At 66.7% G+C, this 25170-nt stretch carries 25 protein-coding genes; 4 read left to right on the top strand and 21 right to left on the bottom strand.

The window, feature by feature from the left end; all coding sequences use genetic code 11:
• Positions 1-9: 9 nt before the first annotated feature.
• Positions 10-1191: an efflux RND transporter periplasmic adaptor subunit gene (locus IB225_RS01035; protein WP_192308909.1), complete on the bottom strand. Its 1182-nt coding sequence runs from the start codon at positions 1189-1191 to the stop codon at positions 10-12.
• The gene (locus IB225_RS01030) at positions 1188-1895 is read right to left on the bottom strand and encodes a TetR/AcrR family transcriptional regulator (protein ID WP_192308907.1); all 708 of its coding nucleotides are present in this window, start codon (positions 1893-1895) and stop codon (positions 1188-1190) included. Before IB225_RS01030 ends, IB225_RS01035 begins: the two co-directional genes overlap by 4 nt.
• A gap of 367 nt (positions 1896-2262) precedes the next feature.
• Between IB225_RS01030 and IB225_RS01025 the strand changes: the two genes are divergently transcribed.
• From IB225_RS01025 to IB225_RS01010, 4 genes are all read left to right on the top strand, one after another.
• Positions 2263-7278 (top strand): NAD-glutamate dehydrogenase domain-containing protein, encoded by a 5016-nt coding sequence (locus IB225_RS01025; RefSeq protein ID WP_192310806.1) that lies wholly within the window; start codon positions 2263-2265, stop codon positions 7276-7278.
• Between the two features lie 83 nt (positions 7279-7361).
• Positions 7362-8132 (top strand): NAD kinase, encoded by a 771-nt coding sequence (locus tag IB225_RS01020; RefSeq protein ID WP_192308905.1) that lies wholly within the window; start codon positions 7362-7364, stop codon positions 8130-8132.
• A gap of 122 nt (positions 8133-8254) precedes the next feature.
• Positions 8255-8743 (top strand): hypothetical protein, encoded by a 489-nt coding sequence (locus IB225_RS01015; RefSeq protein ID WP_192308903.1) that lies wholly within the window; start codon positions 8255-8257, stop codon positions 8741-8743.
• A 44-nt stretch (positions 8744-8787) separates the two neighbouring features.
• Positions 8788-9696 carry a 5'-nucleotidase gene (locus IB225_RS01010; protein ID WP_192308901.1) on the top strand — a complete coding sequence of 303 codons (909 nt, stop codon included), beginning with the start codon at positions 8788-8790 and terminating at the stop codon, positions 9694-9696.
• A 14-nt stretch (positions 9697-9710) separates the two neighbouring features.
• On the opposite strand, the gene IB225_RS01005 is transcribed toward IB225_RS01010, so the two are convergent.
• The 19 genes from IB225_RS01005 to asnS form a co-directional block, all read right to left on the bottom strand.
• Entirely contained in the window at positions 9711-10253 is a 543-nt protein-coding gene (locus IB225_RS01005; RefSeq protein WP_192308899.1) for a DUF2939 domain-containing protein, read from the bottom strand.
• Between the two features lie 31 nt (positions 10254-10284).
• Positions 10285-10971 (bottom strand): DUF2461 domain-containing protein, encoded by a 687-nt coding sequence (locus IB225_RS01000; RefSeq protein ID WP_192308898.1) that lies wholly within the window; start codon positions 10969-10971, stop codon positions 10285-10287.
• A gap of 58 nt (positions 10972-11029) precedes the next feature.
• The gene (gene sbcB, locus IB225_RS00995; protein WP_192308897.1) at positions 11030-12469 is read right to left on the bottom strand and encodes an exodeoxyribonuclease I; all 1440 of its coding nucleotides are present in this window, start codon (positions 12467-12469) and stop codon (positions 11030-11032) included.
• Positions 12466-13839, bottom strand: coding sequence for an NAD(P)/FAD-dependent oxidoreductase (locus tag IB225_RS00990; protein ID WP_192308895.1), 1374 nt, complete (start codon positions 13837-13839; stop codon positions 12466-12468). Before IB225_RS00990 ends, sbcB begins: the two co-directional genes overlap by 4 nt.
• 12 nt (positions 13840-13851) lie before the next feature.
• Positions 13852-14181, bottom strand: a complete 330-nt coding sequence (locus IB225_RS00985; protein ID WP_192308893.1) for a GIY-YIG nuclease family protein — start codon at positions 14179-14181, stop codon at positions 13852-13854.
• Positions 14182-14256: 75 nt separating this feature from the next.
• On the bottom strand, positions 14257-15531 hold the full coding sequence (kynU, locus tag IB225_RS00980; RefSeq protein ID WP_192308891.1) for a kynureninase: 1275 nt from the start codon (positions 15529-15531) through the stop codon (positions 14257-14259).
• 107 nt (positions 15532-15638) lie between these two features.
• Positions 15639-16649: an amidohydrolase family protein gene (locus tag IB225_RS00975; RefSeq protein WP_192308889.1), complete on the bottom strand. Its 1011-nt coding sequence runs from the start codon at positions 16647-16649 to the stop codon at positions 15639-15641.
• A gap of 79 nt (positions 16650-16728) precedes the next feature.
• Positions 16729-17136, bottom strand: coding sequence for a hypothetical protein (locus tag IB225_RS00970; RefSeq protein WP_192308887.1), 408 nt, complete (start codon positions 17134-17136; stop codon positions 16729-16731).
• Positions 17120-17761, bottom strand: coding sequence for a nucleotidyltransferase domain-containing protein (locus tag IB225_RS00965; protein WP_225583159.1), 642 nt, complete (start codon positions 17759-17761; stop codon positions 17120-17122). The genes IB225_RS00970 and IB225_RS00965 overlap by 17 nt, the downstream gene beginning before the upstream one ends.
• Positions 17762-17805: 44 nt before the next feature.
• On the bottom strand, positions 17806-18354 hold the full coding sequence (locus IB225_RS00960; protein WP_162337415.1) for a 3-hydroxyanthranilate 3,4-dioxygenase: 549 nt from the start codon (positions 18352-18354) through the stop codon (positions 17806-17808).
• Position 18355: 1 nt separating this feature from the next.
• Entirely contained in the window at positions 18356-18976 is a 621-nt protein-coding gene (locus IB225_RS00955) for a hypothetical protein (protein ID WP_192308885.1), read from the bottom strand.
• The gene (locus tag IB225_RS00950) at positions 18973-19374 is read right to left on the bottom strand and encodes a RidA family protein (protein WP_192308883.1); all 402 of its coding nucleotides are present in this window, start codon (positions 19372-19374) and stop codon (positions 18973-18975) included. Before IB225_RS00950 ends, IB225_RS00955 begins: the two co-directional genes overlap by 4 nt.
• Positions 19367-20041, bottom strand: a complete 675-nt coding sequence (can, locus tag IB225_RS00945; RefSeq protein ID WP_192308881.1) for a carbonate dehydratase — start codon at positions 20039-20041, stop codon at positions 19367-19369. The genes IB225_RS00950 and can overlap by 8 nt, the downstream gene beginning before the upstream one ends.
• Positions 20042-20056: 15 nt before the next feature.
• Positions 20057-21478, bottom strand: coding sequence for an aldehyde dehydrogenase (locus IB225_RS00940; RefSeq protein ID WP_192308879.1), 1422 nt, complete (start codon positions 21476-21478; stop codon positions 20057-20059).
• Between the two features lie 44 nt (positions 21479-21522).
• Positions 21523-22311 (bottom strand): SDR family oxidoreductase, encoded by a 789-nt coding sequence (locus IB225_RS00935; RefSeq protein ID WP_192308877.1) that lies wholly within the window; start codon positions 22309-22311, stop codon positions 21523-21525.
• A gap of 133 nt (positions 22312-22444) precedes the next feature.
• Positions 22445-23089, bottom strand: coding sequence for an FMN-binding negative transcriptional regulator (locus tag IB225_RS00930; RefSeq protein ID WP_192308875.1), 645 nt, complete (start codon positions 23087-23089; stop codon positions 22445-22447).
• A 7-nt stretch (positions 23090-23096) separates the two neighbouring features.
• Positions 23097-23405 carry a hypothetical protein gene (locus tag IB225_RS00925; RefSeq protein WP_192308873.1) on the bottom strand — a complete coding sequence of 103 codons (309 nt, stop codon included), beginning with the start codon at positions 23403-23405 and terminating at the stop codon, positions 23097-23099.
• Positions 23402-23707, bottom strand: a complete 306-nt coding sequence (locus IB225_RS00920) for a hypothetical protein (protein ID WP_192308871.1) — start codon at positions 23705-23707, stop codon at positions 23402-23404. Before IB225_RS00920 ends, IB225_RS00925 begins: the two co-directional genes overlap by 4 nt.
• Positions 23707-25107, bottom strand: a complete 1401-nt coding sequence (asnS, locus tag IB225_RS00915) for an asparagine--tRNA ligase (RefSeq protein ID WP_192308869.1) — start codon at positions 25105-25107, stop codon at positions 23707-23709. The genes IB225_RS00920 and asnS overlap by 1 nt, the downstream gene beginning before the upstream one ends.
• Positions 25108-25170 lie beyond the last annotated feature (63 nt).

Here is a 25170-nt window from a genome sequence, read left to right as displayed (position 1 = left end):
GGTCCTTACTTACTCGGCCTTGCCTTGCGCCGGCGCGGCCTTGGCCTGTTCGGCCTTCGCGGCGGCGGCCTGCTCGGCGGTCACGCCCTTGGCTGGCGCGCCTTCCTTGACCTTCTGCAGGCCTTCGACGATGACCTGGTCGCCGGCGGCCAGGCCGTCGGTGACCAGCCAGTTGGCGCCGATCGCCTGCTGCGTGGTGATGTTCTTGCGCACGACGTTGCCGTCCTTGCCGATCACCATGGCGAAGGCGCTGACGGTGTCGCGCTGGACGGCGCCCTGCGGGATCAGGAACGCACCCTTCTGCTCGCCCAGGGTGGCACGCAGCGTCACGAACGTGCCCGGCAGCAGCGTGCGGTCGGCGTTCGGCACGGTGGCGCGCAGCGAGACGCTGCCCGTGGCCGGGTCGACGACGGTATCGGAGAAGTCGAGCGTGCCGGTCTGGTCGATCGCCCGACCGTTCGGCAGGATCACCTGCACCGTGCGCTGGCCTTCGCCGGCCAGCTGCACCTTGCCGTCGCCCTGCGCCTGCTGCAGTGTCTGCAGCTCGCTGGAGCTCATCGAGAAGTTGGCGTACAGCGAGTCGATCTGGTCGATGGTCGTCAGCAGCGTGGCGTCACCCTGGCCGACCAGTGCACCTTCGGTGACCTGCTGCTTGCCGGCGCGGCCGGAAATCGGCGCGGTGACCGAGGCGTAGCCCAGGTTGATGCGCGCGGTCTCGACATTCGCGCGGGCCTGCTGGACGGCGGCAGCGGCGCTGCGTTCGGCGGCCTCCGCGTTGTCCAGGTCCGACTTGGAGACGAACTTCTGCGGGGCCAGCTGGCGCGCACGGTCCGCGGACACCTTGGCATTCGCGTAAGTGGCCTGTGCGGAGGCCAGGTTGGCCTGCGCCGCGCTGAGCGAGGCCTGCAGTGGCGCGGGATCGATCAGGAACAGGGTCTGGCCTTCCTTGACGTCGCTGCCTTCCTGGTAGACGCGCTTCTGAACGACGCCGGCGACGCGCGCGCGCACGTCCGAACTGCGGTAGGGCGACAGGCGGCCCACCAGGTCACGCTGCAGCGGCACGTCCTGCGGCGTGGCGTTGAGCACCACCACTTCGGGCGGCGGCATCTGCTGCTGCTCGGGCTTGCTGCAGGCCGCGAGGACCGCCAGCAGCGCGCTGGCCAGGGCGAGGGAACGGATGGGGGACGTCATGGGGAAGCTCCGTTTCTTTTTCTTGGAGACGTGGGAGAGGAAAGCGGTGATCGGATGCGGCGACCCGCGGGCGCGGGCGGCGATGCGTCGTCGTCGGAGGTGGGCGCGAAGGCCCGCAGGAAGGTGTCGACGGCGAACTCGGCCCAGCGGCGGCGCGCACGGTCGCCTGCGCGGTGGGCCACGCCGAAACGCTGCCGTTCGAAATCCATTCCCACGATCATGCTGAGCAGCAGCTCCGCGGCGTAGTGCGGATCGTCATGCCTCAGGCGTCCCTGGTCCATCGCGTGCTGCAGCCAGGTGGCGAGGCGCCGGACCAGAGTATCGCAGGCCTGCTGGAAGAGATCGCGGGCTTCTTCGGGAAATTGGTGCGCTTCGGCGGCCAGCAGGCGGCTGGTCGACGCGATGATGGGATCGTTGAGGTGCCTCAGGTGCTCCATCGCGAACGCCAGCAGGGCGGCATGCGGATCTTCCACCACGGGCGACAGCGGTACCGTGGCCAGGTCCTGGTGCTCGGCGATCACGCTGCGCAGCAGTTCCTGCTTGCTGCCGAAATGCGCATAGAGCGTCTGCTTCGAGCAGCCCGCGCGCGCCGCGACCGTGTCCATGCTCATGCGGAAGCCCTGCTCGGACATGAGCTCGCGCACGGCCTGATGGACGCGGGCGCGACGCTGGTCGGGCGCGGCAGTGGCGGGGGAGGGGCGCATCGGGGCTAGACTATACCGTCCAGTTTAGAATTTTGACAGCCTTGAAAATGCGGCATTTCCGTGCACAAAGCGGGCGCGCGGACTTGTGAAAACCGCGTGATGACATCCGCCGATCCGTGCGCAGCCGCATGGTGTATCCGCCGGTGGTTCAGTGCTGCGCACAGCACGTTTCGACCGCAGGGCCGCGTGCCGCGCTAGACAATCCCGCGAACGATTGCAAGCGATGCTTATGACGCCTCGCAGCAAGTTTTGTCATGGCGTCGAGGGATACAATGACCATTCGACTACCAATCGTTGAGTCACTTCCTGCATGAACGCTGCACGCAGCCCGAAAAAAGCCTCGAAACCGTCGTCCAAACCGGAAGCCGTGAAGGCCACCAAGTCGGTGAGCCCGAAGGCGACGCCCACCAAGAAGGTGGCGGCCCGACCGGAGAAGGCGGCGAAGGCCGCGGGGGAGAAGGGCAAGGCGGTGGTGAAGGCAGGCGAAGCGTTCTCGCTGTCGCCGATCCTCGATGCGATCCGCAAGCGTGTGTCCGGCGCGACCGCGCAGGCGGAGGCGCGCACGTTCGCCGAAGCGTTCTACAAGCGCATGGAAGAAGACGAGTACCCGCACCACAGCGCGGATGGCTGGGCGGCGATCGCTGCCGACACGTTGGCGTTCGCGCGCAGCCGCAAGCCGGGCACCGCCAACGTCCGCATCTTCAACGCGTCGCAGAAGACGCACGGCTGGGAATCGCCCCACACCGTGTTGCAGATTGTCAACGACGACATGCCGTTCCTCGTCGACTCCGTCAGCATGGCGCTGGCAGAGATGGGCGTGGGTGTCCATGTGCTGGGCCATCCGTTGGTCCGTTTCACCCGCGACAAGGCCGGCAAGGTGTCGGCAGTGGGCGAGGGCAAGCACGAGTCGCTGATGCTGCTGGAAATCGACCGCCTGCCGCCGGAGGAAATGGCGCAGGTCGAGAAGCGCATCCGCAGCGTGCTGGATGAAGTCCGCGCCATCGTGCGCGACTGGTCCAGCATGCGCGAGAAGATGCTGGCACTGGCCGACGACATGGCGACCCGCCGGATGCCGGTGGACGATGATGGTCGTCGCGAAGCGCAGGAGTTCATGCGCTGGGCCGCTGCCGACCACTTCACCTTCTTCGGCTACCGCGAGTACCGCGTCGAAAAGAGCACCGGCATCCTCGCCGCCGTCGAAGACAGTGGCCTGGGCCTGCTGCGCGAGGGCGACACCACGCCGCCACGCAACATCAAGACGCTGGCCGCGCACTACCTGCCGCAGGGCGGTTCGGTGGATGCGCTGATCCTCACCAAGACCAACCGTCGCTCCACCGTGCACCGCCCGGGCAACATGGACTACATCGGTGTGCTGGAGTTCGACGCGCAGGGCAATCCGATTGCAGAACAGCGCTTCATCGGCCTGTACACGTCCAGCGCCTACAACCGCCGTCCGTGGGAAATCCCGCTGGTGCGCGAGCGCCACGAGTACGTGATGCAGAAGTCCGGCCTGTCGCCGAGCGGCCACAGCGGCAAGGCGCTGCGCCACATCCTGGAGACGCTGCCGCGCGAAGAGCTGTTCCAGTCCAGCGACGAGGAACTGTTCCGTACCTCGATGGGCATCCTCGGCCTGCAGGAGCGCGTCCGCAGCAAGCTGTTCCTGCGTCGCGACCGCTACGGCCGCTTCTATTCGGCGCTGGTCTACATCCCGCGCGAACGTTTCAACACCGACGTGCGCCTGCGCATCGAATCGCTGCTGAAGGACGCCATGCGGGGCGAGTACGTCGACAGCAGTGTGCTGCTCGGCGAGTCGCCGCTGGCCCAGCTGCACCTGACCATCCGTCCGAAGGCGGGCGAGCAGGTCGACGTGGACACCGCGTCGCTTGAGGCCGATATCGCCCACCTGCTGCGCAACTGGCAGGACGACCTGCGCGAGACCCTGATCAGCCGTCACGGCGAATCGCAGGGCCTGTTGCTGGCGGGCGGCTACGGCCGTGCGCTGCCCGCGGGCTACATCGAAGTCGTGTCGCCGGAAGGCGCTGCGCGCGATGTCGAGCACCTGGCCGCGCTCAACGGCAAGGACGATCTGCGCCTGAGCCTGCATGAGTCGCGCCGCAAGCGTCCCGGCCAGGGCCGCCTGCGCCTGAACCTGTACAAGCAGGAATCCGACATCCCGCTGTCCGACGCGCTGCCCCTGATGGAGAACATGGGCCTGCGCGTGATCTCGGAACATCCGTTCCGCCTGGAGACCGCGCAAGGTGCGCGTTACATCCAGGAGTTCGAAGTCGAGCCGGTGGGCGGCGACTTCGATGTCGAACGTCTGGCGCCCTCGTTCGAGGATGCCTTCGCCCGCGTGTGGCACGGAGACGCCGAGAACGACGGTTTCAACAAGCTGGTGCTGGGCGCCGGACTGGCCTGGCGCCAGGTCGCGCTGCTGCGCGGTTACTGCAAGTACCTGCTGCAGACGGGCGTGCCGTTCTCGCAGAGCTACGTCGAAGAGACGCTCAACCGTTATCCGCTGCTCGCCCGCCTGCTGGTGGAGCTGTTCGAAGCCCGCTTCGATCCGGCGACCGGCAGCGAGAGCAAGGCACAGATCAAGGAAGGCCAGGAGCGCTTCGCGGCACAGCTGAAGCCGCTGGCAGGCAGCGACGAGGCGGCGCAAAAGACGCTGGCCGCGCTGGTCGACGCGCGTGGCGGCAAGCGCGAGCAGCAGGTCGAGGCCGCGCACCAGGCGCTGCTGAAACTGATGGACCGCGTGTCCAGCCTGGACGAGGACCGCATCCTGCGCGGCTTCATGGGCGCCATCGAGGCGACCTTGCGCACCAGCTTCTACCAGCGTGGCAAGGACGGGCAGCCGGCGCACACGATCAGCTTCAAATTCGATTCGGCCAAGGTGCCGGACCTGCCCAAGCCGCGTCCGTATCGCGAGATCTTCGTGTACGGGCCGCGCGTCGAAGGCGTCCACCTGCGCTTTGGTCCGGTCGCGCGTGGCGGCCTGCGCTGGTCCGACCGCCGCGAGGATTTCCGTACCGAAGTGCTGGGACTGGTGAAGGCGCAGATGGTGAAGAACACCGTCATCGTGCCGGTCGGCGCGAAGGGTGGCTTCTTCGTCAAGCGTCCGCTGGTGGGCGGCGACCGCGATGCCGTGCTGGCCGAAGGCATCGCCTGCTACAAGCTGTTCATCCAGGGCCTGCTGGACATCACCGACAACATCGTCGGCAACAAGATCGTGCCGCCGGTCGACGTGGTGCGCCACGACCAGGACGATCCGTACCTGGTCGTCGCTGCCGACAAGGGCACGGCCACGTTCTCCGACATCGCCAACGGCCTGGCCATCGCGCACGGCTTCTGGATGGGCGACGCGTTCGCTTCCGGCGGTTCGGTGGGCTACGACCACAAGGGCATGGGCATCACCGCCCGCGGTGCGTGGGAGTCGGTCAAGCGCCACTTCCGCGCGATGAACCGCGACAGCCAGACCGAGGACTTCACCTGCGTCGGTATCGGCGACATGTCGGGCGACGTATTCGGCAACGGCATGCTGCTGTCCGAACACATCCGCCTGCTGGCCGCGTTCGACCACCGCCACATCTTCCTGGACCCCAATCCGGATGCGGCGAAGTCGTTCAAGGAACGCGACCGCATGTTCAAGGTGCCGCGTTCCAGCTGGGCCGATTACGACGCCAAGCTGATCTCCAAGGGCGGCGGCATCCATCCGCGCAGCGCCAAGTCGATCGAGATCACGCCGGAAGTGCGTGTCGCGCTCGGCATCGCCGACGGCGTGAAGTCGATGACGCCGAACGAGCTGATGAGCGCCATCCTGAAGTCGCCGGTCGACCTGCTGTGGAACGGCGGCATCGGTACCTACGTCAAGGCCGCCAGCGAGACGCATGCCGACGTCGGCGACCGCGCCAACAATGGTCTGCGGGTCGACGGCCGCGACCTGCGCTGCAAGGTGGTGGGCGAGGGCGGCAACCTCGGCCTGACCCAGCTGGGCCGCATCGAGGCCGCGCAGCACGGCGTGCTGCTCAACACCGACTTCATCGACAACTCCGCCGGCGTGGATACCTCGGACCACGAGGTGAACATCAAGATCCTGCTCAACGGCGTGGTGCAGGCGAAGAAGCTGTCGATGGACGCGCGCAACAAGCTGCTCGCGGACATGACGGACGAAGTAGCCGACCTGGTGCTGTGGGACAACTACCGCCAGAACCAGGCCATCAGCCTGATGGAGCGCATGAGCGTGTCGCGCCTGGGTTCCAAGCAGCACTTCATCCAGACGCTGGAATCGCAGGGCCTGCTGGACCGCCAGATCGAATTCCTGCCGTCCGATGCGGAACTGGCCGAACGCAAGGCACGCGGCCAGGGCCTGACCCGCCCGGAACTGTCGGTGCTGCTGTCGTACTCGAAGCTGGTGGCGTTCCAGCAATTGCTGGAATCCGACATCCCCGAGGATCCGTACCTGTCCAAGGAACTGCAGCGCTACTTCCCGCAGCCGCTGCAGAAGAAGTATGCCTCGGAGATGGAGAAGCACCGCCTGAAGCGCGAGATCATCGCCACGGCGGTCACCAACACCACCATCAACCGCATGGGCGCGACTTTCCTGCTGCGCATGCAGGAAGACACCGGCCGCTCGCCGGCGGAAGTTGCCAAGGCCTTCACCATCACGCGCGAGACGCTCGATGCGAGGGCGCTGTGGAACCAGATCGACGCGCTGGATGGCAAGGTACCGGAGTCGGTGCAGATCGACGCCCTGCAGGTCATCTGGCAGGTGCAGCGCAACTTCACCCGCTGGCTGCTGACCCGCCAGGGCCCGATCCCCGCGATCGCCACGGCGGTGGAGCGCTACCACGACGGCTTCAACGAGATCCGCGCGGCCGAGGGCGTGCTGCCGGATTCGCTGCGCCCGGCGTACAACGCCAGCCTGCAGGAGTGGAAGGACAAGGGTCTGCCGGCGGCACTGGCGGGCCAGATCGCCGCGCTGCCGTACCTGGAGCCTTCGTGCGACATCATCGAACTCGGACGTGCGCGCAAGCTCAAGCCGGTCGAGGTGTCGAAGGTCCATTACCGGCTGGGCGAAGCCCTGCACCTGCCGTGGTTGCAGGACCAGATCGAAGCCCTGAAGGTCGATGGCCGTTGGCATGCGGTGGCACGTGGCGTGTTGCGCGACGAACTCGCCGCGCATCAGCGCACCTTGACCAACCAGGTGCTGTCCCTGCCGGGCGGTAACGCCGACGCCAAGGTCAAAGCCTGGCTGGGTCGCGACGATGCCGGCTTGCGCTTTACGCTCAACATGCTCAACGAGCTGGCCGCGCAGAAGACGCTGGACTACCCGACGGCATCGGTGGCGGTGCAGCGGTTGGGGCAGCTGGCATCGCAGGGCTGAGCCGGTATCCCTGGCGATGAAAAGGGCGGCCTTCGGGCCGCCTTTTTTATGTACGCTGTACACGCCCGACGATGGAGCCACGGATGTCCGCGAATCCGACAATCGCCTTTCTCGCCAGTCCCACGCCTGAAGCACAGGAGGCGTTGGCGACGCTGCAGCGCGAACATGGCGCGCACGCCCCCGACCAGGCGGACGTGCTGTGCGCACTGGGAGGCGACGGGTTCATGCTGCAGACGCTGCACCGGCACGGCGCACTCGGCAAACCGGTGTTCGGCATGAAGCTGGGTACGGTGGGCTTTCTGATGAACCACTATCGCGCCGATGATCTGGTCGAGCGCATCGCCGCCGCCGAACCGGCCAAACTGCGTCCGCTGGAGATGCTGGCGTTGACCGAGTCCGGCACCACCACTGCATCGCTGGCGTACAACGAGGTGTCGCTGCTGCGACAGACGCGGCAGGCCGCCCATCTCTGCATCGACCTCAATGGAGAGACGCGGCTGGACGAGCTGATCTGCGATGGCGTGCTGACCGCGACACCAGCCGGCAGCACCGCATACAACTTCTCGGCGCATGGCCCCATCCTGCCGCTGGGCTCGCACACCATCGCGCTGACCCCGATCGCGCCGTTCCGCCCGCGCCGCTGGCGCGGTGCCATCCTGAAGGCCGATACGGAAGTGCGCTTCCGTGTGCTGGACCCCTACAAGCGTCCCGTCAGCGCCACGGCCGATTCGCACGAAGTGCGCGACGTGGTGGAAGTGACCATCCGCGAATCGCGCGACCGCACGGTGACGCTGCTGTTCGATCGCGAGCACAACCTCGAAGAGCGCATCCTCAGCGAGCAGTTCATGACCTGAGCGAGGCGCGATGTCCTTACGGACGTCACGCTTTCGCCGCGTTGCGGCTTGCCGGTGCGCTGCACGCGTGCTATCCAGCCCCCGTAGCGGTTCGGTTCGCATCCACCCGGGGAGGAGTCCAGATGCCATTGAAGTGCGCGTTGGCGCTGTGCGCCCTGCTGGTCGTGGCCGATACGGCTGCCTGCAACCTGTCCACTGGCGTCACGCCTTTCGCAAAGGGAGCGGGCGTGCAGGCCGTCGAGGATGCCGGCCTGAAACCGCCGGTGCTGGAACTGGTCAGCCTGACCCGCGGCGTGGACGGACGCGCCTCCTGCGACGCCAGTGGACTGCTGACGCTGCGCGTGGAGTGGCCGCGCGGCACGGACTACAAGATCCGCGACCTGGGTTTCGAGTTCCGCGTGGTGGGCGATGATGCGCTGGCAATCTTTCCGCCCGCGCCCGTCGTGGCGCCCGTCGAAGGCAAGCGCAGCGAGTTCGTGTTCCTGTGGCGGGACGGGCCACCGGCCCAGCAGGCGCGTATCGATCTGGTCGTCGAAGTCCGGGCGGTGACTGCGGACAACCGCCGCGGTCCACCCGCGCAGTTGCGCATCGCCGCGGCGCCCGGAGGCTAGCTGCCGTCTCGCCTCCTGCGCCATGGATCGCCGATACTGTGCGCATGGCCGATAACACCCCCCGCCTGCTGACCGTTGCCGTCACCTCGCGCGCCCTGTTCGATCTGGAAGAGAGCCACACGCTGTACGAGCGCGAGGGTGTGCAGGCCTATGCCGACTACCAGCGCACGCACGAGGACGACGTGCTCGCCCCAGGCATCGCTTTCCCGGTCGTACGCAAGCTGCTGGCTCTGAATGCCGGGGCACCCGCGGATACGCCGCGCGTCGAAGTGATCCTGCTATCGCGCAACTCGGCCGACACTGGCCTGCGCATCTTCAATTCCATCCAGCACTACGGGCTGGGCATCGTGCGCGCGACGTTCACTGCCGGCGAACCGACCTGGCCCTACGTGAAGCCGTTCGGCACCGACCTGTTCCTGTCCGCCAATCCGGATTCCGTGCGGCGGTCGCTGGAGCACGGCATCGCCGCGGCAACCATCCTGCCCGCCGGTGCACCGCAGCTGCGCCACGAACACCAGTTGCGCATCGCCTTCGACGGTGACGCCGTCATTTTCGGGGATGAGAGCGAACGGATTTCGCGCGAACAGGGCGTCGAAGCATTCGGCAAGCACGAACAGGCGCGCGCACGCGAGCCGTTGTCAGGCGGTCCGTTCCGCAATTTCCTGTCGGCCCTGCACCAGTTGCAGCAGGTGTTTCCGGCGGACGAGCGCTCGCCGATCCGCACCGCACTTGTCACTGCGCGCTCCGCGCCCGCGCACGAGCGCGTGATCCGTACGCTACGGGAGTGGGGCGTGCGCCTGGACGAAGCACTGTTCCTGGGCGGACGCCACAAGGGCCCGTTCCTCGAAGCCTTCGGTGCCGACATCTTCTTCGACGACTCGCAGCACAACATCGACAGCGCGCGCCAGCACGTCGCGGCCGGCCACGTGCCGCATGGCGTGGCGAATCCCTGATGTCGACGGGCCGCTTACAGCGGCAGGCGGATATCGGTCAGCCGCCAGCGCAGGCCTTGCCGGCTGAGGACGAACACCACCGGCTGGCCGTTTTCGTCATGCACGGTGGCGGTGAAGCGCGACAGCGACTCGTAGTGATGCTCGGCGTCCTTGAGCGGTTCCGCCGGCACGGCCGGGGCGTAGGTGTCACCGCCCACGGTCTCGCCGATGGCACGCTTCCAGGTGGCGCGCCCCTCCAGCACGGCCGCGATACCCATCGGGGTGACCAGCGTGTCCACGCCGCGGCCGAGCACCTGGTTGGCGATCGACAGGGCGGCTGCGCCGAACAGGTTGGATGACACCTCCGGTCCCGCCTTGCGCGCCAAGTAGTCTTCCACCTGCGCGCGCAGGTTGACCCGCAGGGAGGGGAAGTCGACATGCTTCTGCAGCTTCGCCGTGTCCTGCTCCGCCAGTGCGGTGCGGATGCCATGGATGGCCAGGTACGGTCCAGCCACCACGTAGGCAACCAGTCCCAGGACGATGGCCAGCAGTACGCCACCCACGAGCCACTTCTTCATTGGCGAGCCCTGCATCGGTGCGTCCTCCGGGTCAGAATTCCAGGTCCAGCGCGGCACACAGGTAGTCGACGAACGGGCCCAGCGTCTTCAGGTCGCCTGCCAGCGTCTGGCGCAGGCGCGGCCCGGTCATCGTCGCATCGTCCAGCGAGCGCCAGAAGACGAAGTTGCGGTGCTTCAGATCCTCGATGAACTCGAAGTCCGCCGGAAAACCACGCGGCGGGCGCACCAGTTTCTCGCTTTCCTCGAATTCGAAACGCCGGCGGAAGCCGGGATCGTGTGCGGCCTTCTTCCAGCTGCCCGGATTGTCGAGGATGAACTGGCGAACGCGACGCTGGGTGTCGGGTTCGGGATGCCACAGTCCCGCGCCGACGAAACACTCGCCGGGCTGCAGATGCAGATAGAAAGACGGTGCGGGCACCTGCTTGTGGCGCTCGTGGTACAGGCGTGCGCCTTGCCAGGACTTGTACGGCGACTTGTCGTTGGAGAAGCGGGCATCGCGGTAGATGCGGAACAGCGAACCGCCGACCGTCTTCGGGTCGGCACGGAAATGCAGGCTGACCGCCGCCAGATCCGGCTGCATATCGGTCAGCAGCCGCAGGAACGGCTGACGGACGTGGTCTTCGTACTGCGCCTTGTGGTCGTTGAACCAGGTCTTGTCGTTGTGGCGCGCCAGCCCGCGCAGGAACTTGAAACTGGCATCGGAAAAGTAGGTGGCCATGGCGCCATTCTAGTCAGGCCGGTGTCATGGAACCGACAAGACTGCCCTCGATGTCCGCTTACAGGCTGGCCTGCACGTCGTCGCGCCACTGCTGGATCCTGTCCAGCAGCGCGAGGCGGTCCGCATTCCCGGCTTCGGTCTGTCGCAACTGGGCGACTTCCGCGTCGAAGCTTTCGAAGGTGTACTCGGACAGACCAGTGTCCGTCGCCAGCCGCTGGCGCCGGTAATCGTCCCAGCGCTGGCGCTCCGCGGCAGACAGGGTATCGGGCCAGTTACGTGCGCGGAACCGGAACAGCAGCTCCGGCAGTCGCGCATCGCGGAAGCCGAAGTCGCGCTGGCCGAGCAGGGGAGGCGGGGTGGTGCGCACGTCGGTGAAGCGGCGCTTGTCCGTATCTGCCAGGAAGCCACTGTAGAGCGAACCGTCGACATCGCCGGGCTCGAAGCTTCGCTCGGTGGAGAAGACACGGCGCACGGTTTCGGCCAGGTCGGGACCCGCTTCGCGCAGGATCGCGGCATGGCGCTCGCAACGGGCGGGATCGATGCCGAGCCGGTCCATGTCGGCGGGTCGTAGGTGCGACCAGGCCACCAGCGCCGGTGCGCGATTCAGATGGACTTCCTTCAGCGGGATCCGCTGTTCGCCTTCCGGCAAGTCAGCCGCCGGCGTGTAGAGCCGGTCGGCGATATCCTCCGGCGACATCGACAGCAGCGGCGTGGGGTCGCTGTCCAGATCGAACACCACAACCCGGTTGTCGATGCGCGGATGCCGCGCCAGCGGCAATACCGGGGCAGCGCACAGCCGGTTCGCCGGATAGCGTTGCGACACATGCAGGACCGGCAGCATGGCCGTCGTATCCAGCAGGCGCGCCGCGAAGCGCTTGTCGCGCAGCTGCAGTGCGTATTCCCACAAGCGCGGCTGCGACTGCCGCATCAGGCGCGCCAGCCCGATGGTGGCGTATACGTCCGACAGCGCCTCGTGCGCGTCGCCCTCGCGCACGCGGTTGGCGAGGGCGAGCTGTTCCAGCTTGAACGAGGTGGCGCCGTCGTCGCGCTTCGGCCAGACGATCCCGTCCGGACGCAGCGCGTGCATCAGCCGCATCACGTCCAGCAGGTCCCAACGCGAGTTGCCGCCGCGCCATTCGCGTTCGTAGGGCTCGTGGAAGTTGCGGAACAGCCCGTGGCGTACGAACTCGTCGTCGAAGCGCAGGCTGTTGTAGCCCAGCGTGCAGGTTTCCGGGCGGCCCATCTCGTCGGCGATGCGGGCGAAGGCTTCGGCTTCGTTGACGCCTTCGCGCAGGGCCTGCTGCGGCGTGATGCCGGTGATCAGCGTGGCGACGGGCGAGGGGAGCAGGTCATCGGCCGGCTGCACGAAGAAGCTGATCGGTTCGTCGATGACTTCGAGCGCCGGCGTGGTGCGCACGGCGGCGAACTGCGCGATCCGGCTGCGCCGAGGGTCGGCGCCGAAGGTTTCCAGGTCGTAGAAGAGGAAGCTGGCGCTCACGCCACCGCCTCCTCCAGCACCGGCAGAAGGCCATGGACGTCGGCGTCAACGGCGGCCCAGTCGACACCGTCGAGCGACGCGCGGCCGACGGTATGCCGTACCAGCAGGTCGCGCTGCACATGGCTGCGGTGTTGCGCCACCGCGTACGGGATGCGCATGAAACTGACCATCGTGTAGTGCGGGACGAAACGCTGCGGGTGGCGCTCCTGCAGCGCCAGTTCCAGTTCGCGCTGGAGCAGGAAGCCGCTGTCGTCGACCTTGTCACGCATCTCTACGTAGTTTTCCAGCGCCATCTCCTGGATGGCCAGCGCGTTCGGCTTGCGCTCGGCCTCGAACGCGGCGAACGCGTCGGCCAGGCTGTGAGTTGCCTGCAAATGGCGTGCAAGTGACACGCAATCCTCGAAGGCGCAGTTCATGCCCTGGCCGTGGAACGGCACCATGGCGTGAGCCGCGTCGCCGAGCAACACGGCCTGGCCGCCGAGATGCCAGCGGTCGAGATACAGCGTGGCCAGCAGGCCGGTGGGGTTCGTCTCCCAGTCCTGCTCCAGGTCCGGTATCAAGGGAATGGCGTCAGGGAAGTCGCGCAGGAACAGCGCCTTCGCGTCCTTGCCCGTGCGCACGCTGGCGAAGCTGGGATCGCCCTGGTTGGGCAGGAACAGCGTCACGGTGAACGTGCGCTCGTCATTCGGCAGCGCAATACACATGTAGTGGCCGCGCGGCCAGATGTGCAACGCATTCGGCTCCATCATGAAGCTTCCATCGGCCGACGGCGGGATTTCCAGTTCCTTGTACGAGTGGTCGAGGAACTCGGTGCGTTCGCCGAGATCCTCCTGCGAGAGCATCGCGCCGCGCAGCGAGGAGCCTGCGCCGTCCGCGCCGACCAGCGCCATGAAGGGGGTCGGATGCTTGCTGCCGTCCCGGTCGTCGGCGAAATGCGCGATGCGCCCGTCGAAGTCCACCTTGTCCAGCCGATGGTTGAAGTGGAGCGTCGCGCCTGCCTTCTCGGCGAGGTCCAGCAGCGTGATGTTCAGGTCGCCGCGATGGATCGACCAGATCACCTCGTTGTCGTCGCGACCGTAGCGCTGGAGCTGCAGCCGCCCGTCCAGCGCATGCACCATCCGCCCGCGCATCATCACGGCCTGACGCATCACCGCATCGTCGGCATCCGCCATGCGCAGGGCGTGACGGCCGCGTTCGGTCAGCGCCAGGTTGATCGAACGTCCCCCGGCATAGCCCTGCACACGCGGGTCGCCGCGCTTCTCGAACACGTCCACGCGCCAGCCGGCACGCGCCATCAACGTGGCCAGCAGCGCGCCGGCCAGGCCGGCGCCGATGATGGTGATCGAGCGAGTGTCTTCAGTAGTGTCCAAAGCTTTGATCCGTCATCCCCGCGAAGGCGGGGACCCAGTGACTTGGCCCTGACCGATGATGTCGTGCCAGAGATCGTTCCAGTAAGGATTGGATTGCTCGATAAGCCGGATTTTCCATGCCCTTTCCCACTTCTTCAGTCGCTTCTCCCTAGTGATGGCAGCATCCATCGTCTCGTGAAGCTCGTACCACACCAGCTGCGTGACACCATATCGATGAGAGAAGCCTGGGACTGCATGATGGCGATGTTGCCAGATACGTCCCACGAGATCGCTGGTGACGCCAATGTAGAGCGTTCCGTTGCGCTGGCTGGACAACATATAGGTGGCCGGTTGCTTGTCCATAAGCGTCCGTTGTGTAGCGAAGTCGCTGGGTTCCTGCCTGCGCGGGAATGACGGGTTCCCTATGCGTCGGGCTTGTCAGAATCCCCGCCACGTCTCGACTTCCTCGACGAAGCGGTGGACATCCATGTAGCGGTTGTAGAGCGGAGCGGGGGAGATGCGGATCACGTCCGGTTCGCGCCAGTCGCCGACCGTGCCGACGGACAGCAGGTACTCGAACAGTTCGCGCCCGCGCTCGCGCCCGCCGATCACGCGCAACGACAACTGCGCGCCGCGCTGGGCGGTGTCGGCGGGCGTGATGATCTGCAGCACGTCCGACAGTCGCGCCTGGATCAAGGCTTCCAGCAGACCGGTGATCTTCAGCGACTTGGTGCGGATCGCCTCCATGCCGCCGGCCTTCTCGAACAGTTCCAGCGACGCGCGCAACGGTGCGAGGCCGAGGATCGGTGGATTGCTGAGCTGCCAACCTTCGGCACCGGGCGTCGGCACGAACGCCGGCCCCATGCGGAAACGGGTTTCCTTCTCGTGGCCCCACCAACCTGCGAACCGCGGCCGGTCGGTGTTCGCATGGCGTGCATGCACGAAGCAGCCCGCCACCGCACCGGGACCGGAGTTCAGGTACTTGTAGTGGCACCACACGGCGAAATCGACGCCGCTGTCGTGCAGACGCAGCGGCAGGTTGCCGACGGCGTGCGCCAGATCGACACCGACGATGGCGCCCTGCGCATGACCGAGGCGCGCGATCTCGGCCAGGTCGAAGGCCTGGCCGGTGCGGTACTGGATGCCGGGCCACAGCACCAGCGCCAGGCGCGGACCGTGTTCGGCGATGGCGCGTTCGATCGCCGCCATCGACAGCGTGCCGTCGGGCTGGTCGGGTTCCACTTCGATCAGGTCGGTCGCGGGATCGAAGCCATGGAAACGCACCTGCGATTCCATCGCGTGACGGTCCGACGGGAACGCACCCGCTTCCATCAGGATCGCCGGGCGCTCCGCCGTAGGGCGGTAGAAGCTGACCATCATCAGGTGCAGGTTGGTGGTCAGCGTGTTCATCGCCACCACCTCGGCCGGCTCGGCGCCGACCACGCGCGCCAGCGGTTCGCGCACCAGTTCGTGGTACGTCATCCACTGCGCGTTGCCGGTGAAATGGCCTTCGACGGCCTCGGTGGACCACTTGTCCAGCACCTCGTTGAGGTAGGTGCGCGCACCTTTCGGCTGCAGGCCCAGCGAGTTGCCGCAGAAGTAGATCTGGTCGTTGTGCTTGTGGCGTGGAATCAGGAACTCGTTGCGGAGCGCACGCAGCGGGTCGGCGGCGTCGAGGGCGATGATGTGGGTGCGGGACAGCGGGTCGGTCATGGATGCGTCGGTGGACTAAATGAAATGTTGTGGGAGCGACGTGAGTCGCGATGAGGCTTTACAGGGATTCATTGATCGCGACTTACGTCGTTCCCACAGGTGCGGCGTCACAGGAACCTCGCCGCGGACAGGCCCAGCCATTCCAGCGCAGTGCCGTGATACAGGCGTGCCTGCTGTGGCTCGTCCAGCCCCAGCGCGGCGATGCCGGCGCCCGGCTCCTGTTCGCCCAGCGGGAAGGGGTAGTCGGTGCCCAGCATGACGCGCTCGTGGCCGACGGTATCCAGCAGGTAGCGCAGCGCGCGCGGATCGGCGACCCAGGAGTCGAAGTACACGCGGCCCAGGTAGTCGCGCGGATTGCGCGGGTTGTCGGTGGCCACCAGGTCCGGCCGCATGTTGAAGCCGTGCTCGATACGGCCGATGGTGTAAGGGAAGCTGCCGCCACCGTGGGCGAAGCAGACCTTGAGCTGCGGCAGGCGCTCCAGCACGCCACCGAAGATCAGGCTGCAGGCGGCGCGCGACTGTTCGGCGGGCATGCCGACCAGCCAGGGCAGCCAGTACTTCTGCATCGACGCGGCGCCCATCATGTCCCACGGATGCACCAGGATGGCGGCACCGAGCTCGCTGGCGGCCTGGAAGAACTCGAACAGCTCGGGCGCGTCCAGGTTCCAGTCGTTGACGTGGCTGCCGATCTGCACGCCCTGCAGGCCCAACTGGTCCATGCAGCGCTCGAGCTCCTGCACGGCCAAGCGGGGCGACTGCATCGGCACGGTGCCGATGCCGGCGTAATGGCGGGGATAGTCGCGGCAGGCGGCGGCGGTGTGGTCGTTGAGCGCCTGGTGAAGTTCCAGCGCGTGATGCGGTTTGGCCCAGTAGCTGAACATCACCGGCACCGTGCTGATCACCTGCACCTGCACGCCGAACTGGGCGTAGTCGGCGATACGTTCCTCGGGATCCCAGGTCTTGGGCCAGATTTCGCGGAAGAACTTGCCGTCCTTGTAGATGCGGTGCCGCCCGTCGTCGCCGTGGTGGATCACCGGGAAGCGCAGGTCGCCGTACTTGGCCGCGAGGTCGGGCCAGTCGCGGGGCAGGAAGTGCGCATGGGTGTCGATCTTCAGCATCGTCGGATTGTAGGGGCAGCGTGCGCGGGATTCGCGCTGCACTGCCGAAAGCTGCACGCAGTGCGAGAGGCGTGCGCTGTCATTTTTCCAGCGCGTCCGACACGCGCTCGCAAGCGGCGATCAGGTCGTTGACCAGGCGTTGGTCGACGTCCACGTGACCCTCGTATTCGGCCAGGTTGCGCAGGTCATGCGCCTTGGCCAGTACGCGCCATACCTCGGGTCCGAGGCCCAGCGTATGGGGCAGCACCTGGAAGACGATGTAGCGGTGGCGTGCGCGGAAGCCGGCGCGGCGCAACGCCGCCAAGCTCAGGGCGTGGGCCGCGTTGTAAGCCAGGTCGAAGCGGCTTTCCAGCGACAGGGCGTCGTTGTGCGCATCGGCCAGGCGGGCCAACCCCGAGCGCAACAGGCCGGCGGTTTCCTTCTTGTCGGGAGGCTCGGCACTGAGCGGGCCGCTGTGGGTGGCCAGCTTCTCAAGCGGCGAGGTCATCTTCGCCCCCGATCAGCCACTGACGCGGTTGCTGCAGTACGCGGGTAACGAAGCTGTTGCCGGCATCGAGGCGGCTGCGCAGTTCATCACGTGCGTACACAGTGGGATTGATCTGACGACCCAGCCGTTCCGCCACCGGGTGCAGGGCCAGCATGATGTCGGCGTAGGCCAGGTCGTCGGCGATCACCATCAGGTCGATATCGCTGCGGGTGGTGTCGCTGCCTTTGGCAATCGAGCCGTAGAGGAAGGCCGCGTGGATGCCGCTGGCCAGCGGCGCGAGCGCTTCGCGCAACGGTTCGGCCAGTCCGAACGTCTTGCGGACGATCGATGCCAGTTCGTCATGGATCGGCGCGTCGGGATTGGCGCGGTAGCGCTTCTGGTTGCCGACATGTTCGACGGTGAGCAGCCCACTGCCGGCCAGCCGGGCCAGCTCGCGCTGGACGGCGCCACTGCCGGCGCCCGTGGCCTGGATCAGTTCATTGACCGCGTAGCTGCGCCCGGATTCGCCGAACAGGCAGGCCAGCACGCGCTGCTGGGTGGTAGTGAAGAGGGCGCCCGACAGGCTGGCGGTGGCATAGCGTGCCGCCGCCTCGCTGACCTTCCCGGATCGGGGGGTGTCGTTCATGCCCATATCGGGCACGATAATGCCCAGATTGGGCAAGTGCAAGCTCAGGTGATGTCGGCCTGCGAATCGGCCTGCATCTCGTAGCGGCTGGGCCGGGGATTCAGGTGGCCGCAGGCCTTGCAGGTGCGCAGGTCGTCGTTGCGGTAGAAAGCCTCGAACACGCGGAAGAAGTCCTGCTCGATATCGTTGAGGTGGAAGTATTCTTCGTAGACCTTGTGGTTGCAGCGCTCGCAGAACCACAGCAGGCCATCGTCCTCGTGCGGCAGGCGCTTGCGCTCGATCACCAGGCCGACGGAGCCTGGCATGCGTTGCGGCGAATGCGGCACCCGCGGCGGCAGCAGGAAGATCTCGCCGGCCCGGATCGGGATGTCGCGTACGGCGCCATCCTCCTGGATGCGCAGCACCATCTCGCCCTCCAACTGGTAGAACCACTCCGGACCCTCGTCCCAGTGGTAGTCGGTGCGCGCGTTCGGGCCACCGACCACCATCACGATGAAGTCGCCGTCGTAGATGACCTTGTTACCCACCGGCGGCTTCAGCAGGTGGCGGTGCTCGTCGATCCAGGCCTGGAAGTTGAGTGGATTCGGCAGCATGTCAGCCCCCTTTGGGCGCTTTCGCAGCGTCGTTCTTCAGATCTTCGATGCGCGGGGCAGGATCACGGAGTGGAACGCCGGCATTGCGCGCCATCTCCGCAGTCCGTGCCCGTGATTCCGCCAGCGTGAGGCCCGTCATGCTCTTGCGCTGCTCGTCGGTGACCGCGTCTTCCGCCACGGGATACAGGTACATCCCGGTCGCATCGCTCAGGAATTGTGTTGCGTACCACTGCGGCTGCTGTTGCCTCATCAGCAGGCGATCCCACGACGCCGCGACCAGCCAGCGTCGCCGTTTCTCTTCCGGCGCCAAGTTCATCGCCAGTGTCGCCAGCGCATGGGCCATCCGGATGTCGTCCGCCGTGTCTCCATGCTGGAACACCCACGCTGCGTTCTCGTAATCGCTGCCGGTACGCAGGGCGCCTTCGCGTATCAGCGCCTTCACGCGAGCCAGCCGCGCGGCGTCGCGAGGCGCCACCTTTGTCCAGTCGATGGCCCCCTGCCGGTCCGCCTGGTCCTGTTGACGAAGGGACGCCAACTCGCCGTTGTCCGCGAGTGTCTCGCGCGCCGATGCGTTGACGCTCAGCAACAGGAAGAACAGCGTGGCGAGCAACCGATGCTTCATGGGGTCCTTTCCCTGGGCACGTGGGCGATGCATTTCAGTTCTATGGAGATCGGCGTGGGTAGGGCGGTGATACCAAGCGTGGTGCGGCAGGGAGCCGTGGCCGCATCCGGGAAGTATTCCGCCCACACCCGGTTGTAGCCGGCGAAGTCGCCGGCCATATCGGTGAGGTAGACGGTCACGTCCGCCAGGTCTTCCCAGCGCGCATCGCTGGCGTCGAGCACCGCGCGTACGTTGGCGAAAACGGCGTGCGTCTGCGCCTCGATGCCCGCGGGAATCGCGTTGGTCGCCGGCTCGCGCGGGCCGATGCCGGAGAGGAACAGCAGGTCGCCGACGCGTCGCGCATGCGGGTAGTGACCTACAGGCTTCGGTGCGCCGCCGGCATGTACGGCATCACTCATCGCGCTTGCCCTTGACCGGTACGCCCGACAACGCGCGCTGGTAGGCGGGCTGCAGTTCGTCCTGGGCCGCGATGTCCATGCCGAGTTCGCGCACGCGGCCATCGAACAGGCTATAGACCCAGCCGTGGATCGCCAGCGGCTGTCCGCGTGCCCAGGCGTCCTGCACGACGGTGGTCTGGCAGACGTTGAAGACCTGCTCGATGACATTCAGTTCGCACAGGCGGGCGTGGCGCAGCGACTCCGTGTCGACCTGTTCGAGCAACGCGTTGTGCTTCAACGCGACGTCGGCCACGTGGCGCAGCCAGTTGTCGGCCAGGCCCACGCGCAGGCCGGTCATCGCGGCGTGCACGCCGCCGCAGCCGTAGTGACCGACCAGCAGGATGTGTTCGACCTTGAGGATATCGACGGCGAACTGGATCACCGACAGCGCATTGAGGTCGCCATGCGACATCACGTTGGCGATGTTGCGATGGACGAAGACCTCACCCGGGTCCAGGCCCAGGATCTGGTTAGCAGGCACGCGCGAATCGGAACAGCCGATCCACAGGTAGCGCGGCGATTGCTGTTGCGACAGCCGCTTGAAGAAACCGGGGTCCTCCTGCTTGATGCGGGCGGCCCAGTCGCGGTTGTTCTGCAGCAGTTTCTCGAGTTCGGATTGATCAGACATCGTGTGTATTCGTCCTCAGCGCAACGCCACGCAGACGTTCTTGGGTTCGGTGAAGAAACGCATGGCTTCCAGGCCGCCTTCGCGACCCAGGCCTGACGATCCCGTGCCGCCGAAAGGCGTGCGCAGGTCGCGCGTCATCCAGGTATTGATCCAGACAATGCCGGCGCGCAGACGCGCGGCCAGGCGATGGGCGCGGTCCAGATCGCGCGTCCACACGGTCGCTGCCAGCCCGTAGTCGCTGGCATTGGCCAGCGCGAGTGCATGCGCTTCGTCCTCGAAGGACTGCAGCGTAACCACCGGCCCGAAGATCTCTTCGCGGTTGGTGGTGGCCTCGGGGCCCAGGCCGTCGATCACGGTCGGCGCGATGTACCAGCCCGGCCGCTCCAGTGGCTGGCCACCGGCCAGGACGCGGCCGCCTTCCAGACGGGCGCGCTGAATGCAGGCCAGCACCTTGTCGAACTGCGCCTGCGACACCATCGCGCCAAGGCGTGTGGCGGGATCGTCGAGCGGGCCGGCTTTCAGGTCGCGGACGCGCTCGAGCAGGGCGTCGCGAAACTCATCGTAGATGGCCTGCTGAACCAGCAGGCGCGAGCCGCACAGGCAGATCTGGCCGGCGTTCTGGAACGCGGAGCGGAGCAGGGTATCCAGATGCGCACGCCAGTCGCTGTTGGCGAACACCAGCGTCGCGTTCTTGCCGCCCAGTTCCAGCGACACCTTCTTGAGTTGCGGGCCGGCGAGGCCCGCGATGCGCCGCCCGACCGCCGTACTGCCGGTGAACGACACTGCCTTGATCGCCGGGTGCAACACCAGTGGCTCGCCAACGGCCGGTCCGGTGCCATGCACAATATTCAGTACGCTGCGCGGCAGGCCGACTTCGGCGGCCAGTTCGCCCAGCATCGTCGCGGTCGCAGGCGTGATTTCGGAGGGCTTGGCGACCACCGTGTTGCCGGCGGCCAGCGCGGGCGCGATCTTCCAGGTGAACAGGTAGAGCGGCAGGTTCCAGGGTGAGATCGCAGCCACCACGCCCAGCGGTTGGCGCAGTGTGTAGTTCAGCCCGGCTTCGCCATGGTGCGACTCGCTGGCGAACTGGGTGGCCGCGTGCGCGAAGAAGCGCAGGTTGGCGACGGCGCGCGGAATTTCGATGTCGCGGGCCAGTGCCAGAGGTTTGCCGGTGTCGCGCGACTCGGCCGCAGCGAAGGCGTCGCGCCGCTGCTCCAGCGCATCGGCCAGTTTCTCCAGCCATCGTGACCGCTCGCTTGTCGTGAGTCCCGACCACAGGGGGAAGGCGTTCTCGGCTGCCTGCACGGCCAGCAGCACGTCGCTTTCGCTGCCCTCGGCGACCTCGGCGTAAACCTCGCCGGATGCCGGCTCGAACACGGGACGCCAGGCGCTGCCGGTGCGCGGTTCGCCTTCGATGAAGTGGCCGAAGCGGTCCATGCCCACTAGCTTAACCCGGCTGGCAAGCCCCCCGTCCCGCCGCCTCAGATCGACTGCATGCGACCGCCGTCCACGGCGAGGCTGACGCCGGTGATGTACCCGGCCGCCGGTGAAGCCAGGAAGGCGATGGCGGCAGCGATTTCGTGGGCCTCGGCGAACCGGCCGGCGGGTACGGAGGCCAGCATGGCGGCGCTGATCGCGGACTCGTCCTTGCCGGTGGCCTGCACGCGATCGCGCAGGATCTGCTCCAGCCGCTGCGTGCGCGTGTAGCCGGGCAGCAAGTTGTTGACGGTGATGCCGTCGGCGCCGAGCTCCTTCGACAGCGTTTTGGCCCAGCTGGCCACCGCGCCGCGGATCGTGTTGGACACGCCGAGGTTGGCGATGGGCTCCTTCACCGAGGTGGAGACGACGTTGACGATGCGACCCCAGCCGGCGCTGCGCATGCCGGGCACCGTCAGTTGCGACAGTGCCTGGTTGGCGAGCAGATGACGCTGGAATGCCGCCAGATAGTCGCTCGCGCCGGCATCGATGGCGCGTCCACCCGGCGGGCCGCCGGTGTTATTGATGAGGATGTGTACCGGCCGTTCCGCTACCAGACGGCCAACCTTGTCCTGCAAAGTCTCAGCGTCCGATACGTCGGTGGCGATGCTGTCATGCCGCTGTCCGTCCGCGACGCGGGGCAGGGCGGCCGCTACCTCCGTCAGTACCTCTGCACGGCGGGCCAGTACGGTGACGTCGGCGCCCAGCAGGGCGAGCTCATGGGCGGCGGCACGACCGATGCCTTCGGAAGCGCCGCAGACCAGGGCGTGCCTGCCGGCGAGATTGAGGTCCATGCGTCGTTCCCGGAATGACAGGGCGTCGAGTGTAGCTCTGCCGAGTACGCGATGCGGGATGTGTGGTGTGGGAGCGACGTAAGTCGCGATGCTCTCCCTCCCCAGGCTCGGGGCATGAATCCCGCTTCGCGACTTACGTCGCTCCCACACCGTCTGTCCGGTGGGCGAGGCGCTCGCGCATGAGATCGGATACCGCCACATTGTCTTCGCCGCCCAGTTTCTGAAGTGCTGCAGCGGCGCCTTCGACATTGGCGACCGGATGGTTCTGGCTGAGCTTGAACTTCAATTCAACGCGCTCCACCACGAAACGGAAGCCGACGATGCCGCGCAGCTGGCGGACATGGTCGTCGCGGTCGTGTTCGAAGCGCCAGTCGTTGCCGACGTGCGCTTCATTGATCTGGCTGAGCCGGTCGACGATTGAGGCCAGTTCGGCCGTGTCATCGGTGGTATGCAGCACACCATGCAGGTGTGCGACCGCGTAGTTCCAGGTCGGCACGCGGGCGGCTTCTTCCTTGTCCGCGTACCAGCCCGGCGACACATAGGCATGCGGTCCATGCACGATCATCAGTGCCGGGCCGGCATGTCGTGCCTGCGGATTCGGTCGGGCCCAGTGGCCTTCGATGACGATGCGGTCCCCGTCGCGCGCGTACAGCACCGGAAGATGGCTGACGACCGGCAGTCCGTCGGCCACGGTTACCAGGGTGACGAAGGCATCGCGCGCGATCAGCCGGTCGAGTTCGGCAAGGTCGGTTTCGACGAATGCGCGCGGCGTGTACATGAAGGGCTCAGGCGCGGGCGCCGAGCGACTGCACCATCTGCGGCACCAGGGCGGCATCGTCGTCGCCTTGCGGCGGCTGCACGCCGGTCAACGAGAAGCCGCGTCCCAGTGCGTCTTCTTCGTCCAGGCCGTCGAATGCGACGAACTCCGCATCGAACAGCGCAGCGCGGGCGCTGTCTTCGCTGTCGTAGGGCAGGGTGTTGCCGTCGCTGTCCAGCACCTCGGCGGTGCCGGCTTCCAGCAGGCGCAGGCGGGCCCAGATCAGCGTGCGACCCAACGAGGCGATGTACCAGTCTTCGCGGATAAAGGGATTCATGCGAAGGCCTCCGCCCACAGCGCGAGTAGGCCGGCCATCAGCAGGCCGAACATGATGACGCACAGCGAAATGCGGGCCGGTGTCGCCAGACCCGACAGCGAGGTATCCGCAATCCGGCGGTAGTCGCCCGACAGCAGCCAACGCAGTGCGACAGGTTTCAGGAACGCGCCTTCGCCCCACTGCGCGCCGAGCGCGCCGTGGCGGTCACGCACGTGCACCAGCGTGAGCGGCCAGAAGATCACGAACGCGCAGAACCCGGCGATGGCCACACCGACGAAGCAAAGGGCGAAGAACAGGATCATCAGAACTCCGCGTTGCCCGGCGCGCGCGGGTAGGCGATGGCGTCGCGGATGTTGCTCAGGCCGCACACGTACACCACCAGGCGCTCGAAGCCGAGGCCGAAGCCGGCGTGCGGCACCGAGCCGTAGCGGCGGAAGTCGCGGTACCAGCCGTAATGCGCCGGATCCAGGCCGAACTGCGCCATGCGCGCGTCCAGCACGTCCAGGCGCTCTTCACGCTGGCTGCCGCCGATGATCTCGCCGATGCCGGGCGCCAGCACGTCCATCGCGGCGACGGTCTTGCCGTCGTCGTTCAGGCGCATGTAGAACGCCTTGAAATGCTCGGGGTAGTTGGTGACTACCACCGGCCGTCCCACATGCTGCTCGGTCAGCCAGCGCTCGTGTTCGGTCTGCAGGTCCAGGCCCCATTCGACCGGGAACTCGAACTTCTGCCCGGACTTCTGCAGCAGCGAAATCGCGTCGGTGTAATCAATGCGCTCGAACGGCGAGTTGACGAAGGCTTCCAGACGGGTCAGCGCGGTCGGTTCGACGCGCTCGGCGATGAAGGCCAGGTCGTCGGCGCGCTCGCTGAGCACGGCGCGGAACAGGTACTTCAGGAAGTCCTCGGCCAGCTGCGCATTGGCGGCCAGGTCGTTGAAGGCGACTTCCGGTTCGATCATCCAGAACTCGGCCAGGTGGCGCGTGGTGTTGCTGTTCTCGGCACGGAAGGTCGGGCCGAAGGTGTAGACCTTGCTCATCGCCAGCGCGTAGGCCTCGGCGTTGAGCTGGCCGGACACGGTCAGGAAGGTTTCCTTGCCGAAGAAGTCGCGCGAGAAATCCACCGCGCCTTCCTTGTCGCGCGGCAGGTTGACCAGGTCCAGCGTGGACACGCGGAACATCTGGCCGGCGCCCTCGGCGTCGGAGGTGGTGATGATCGGCGTGCTGATCCAGAAGTAGCCGTTCTCGTGGAAGAAACGGTGCACGGCCTGGGCCAGCGAGTTGCGGATGCGGGTGACCGCGCCGAACAGGTTCGTACGCGGGCGCAGGTGGGCGAACTCACGCAGGTACTCCAGCGAGTGCTGCTTGGGCTGCATGGGGTAGGTGAGGGGGTCTTCCACCCAGCCGACCACCTCGATGGACGAGGCCTGAATCTCGAAGCTCTGGCCCTGGCCCTGCGAGGCCACCAGGGTGCCGGTGGCGACGACCGCACAGCCGGTGGTCAGGTGCTTGATCTCGGATTCGTAGTTGGCCAGCACGTCGGGCGCGACCACCTGGATGGGCGCGAAGCAGGAACCATCGCTGACGTTGACGAAGGACAGGCCCGCCTTGGAATCGCGCCGCGTGCGCACCCAGCCGCGCACCGTGACTTCGCCGCCGGCCGGGAGCTTGCCCGCCAGCGCATGTTCGACGCTCACCACCGTCATGGCTTGAATCCTTCGATAACAGACTTATTAATGGAACGCGGAGTTTACAAGAGCCGCGCAGCC

It is taken from the genome of Pseudoxanthomonas sp. PXM02 (genome assembly GCF_014851805.1).
In the GTDB taxonomy this organism is placed as follows: domain Bacteria; phylum Pseudomonadota; class Gammaproteobacteria; order Xanthomonadales; family Xanthomonadaceae; genus Pseudoxanthomonas_A.
The sequence above is the reverse complement of the archived record's forward strand: the minus strand, read 5'-3'. Positions and strand labels throughout refer to the sequence as shown.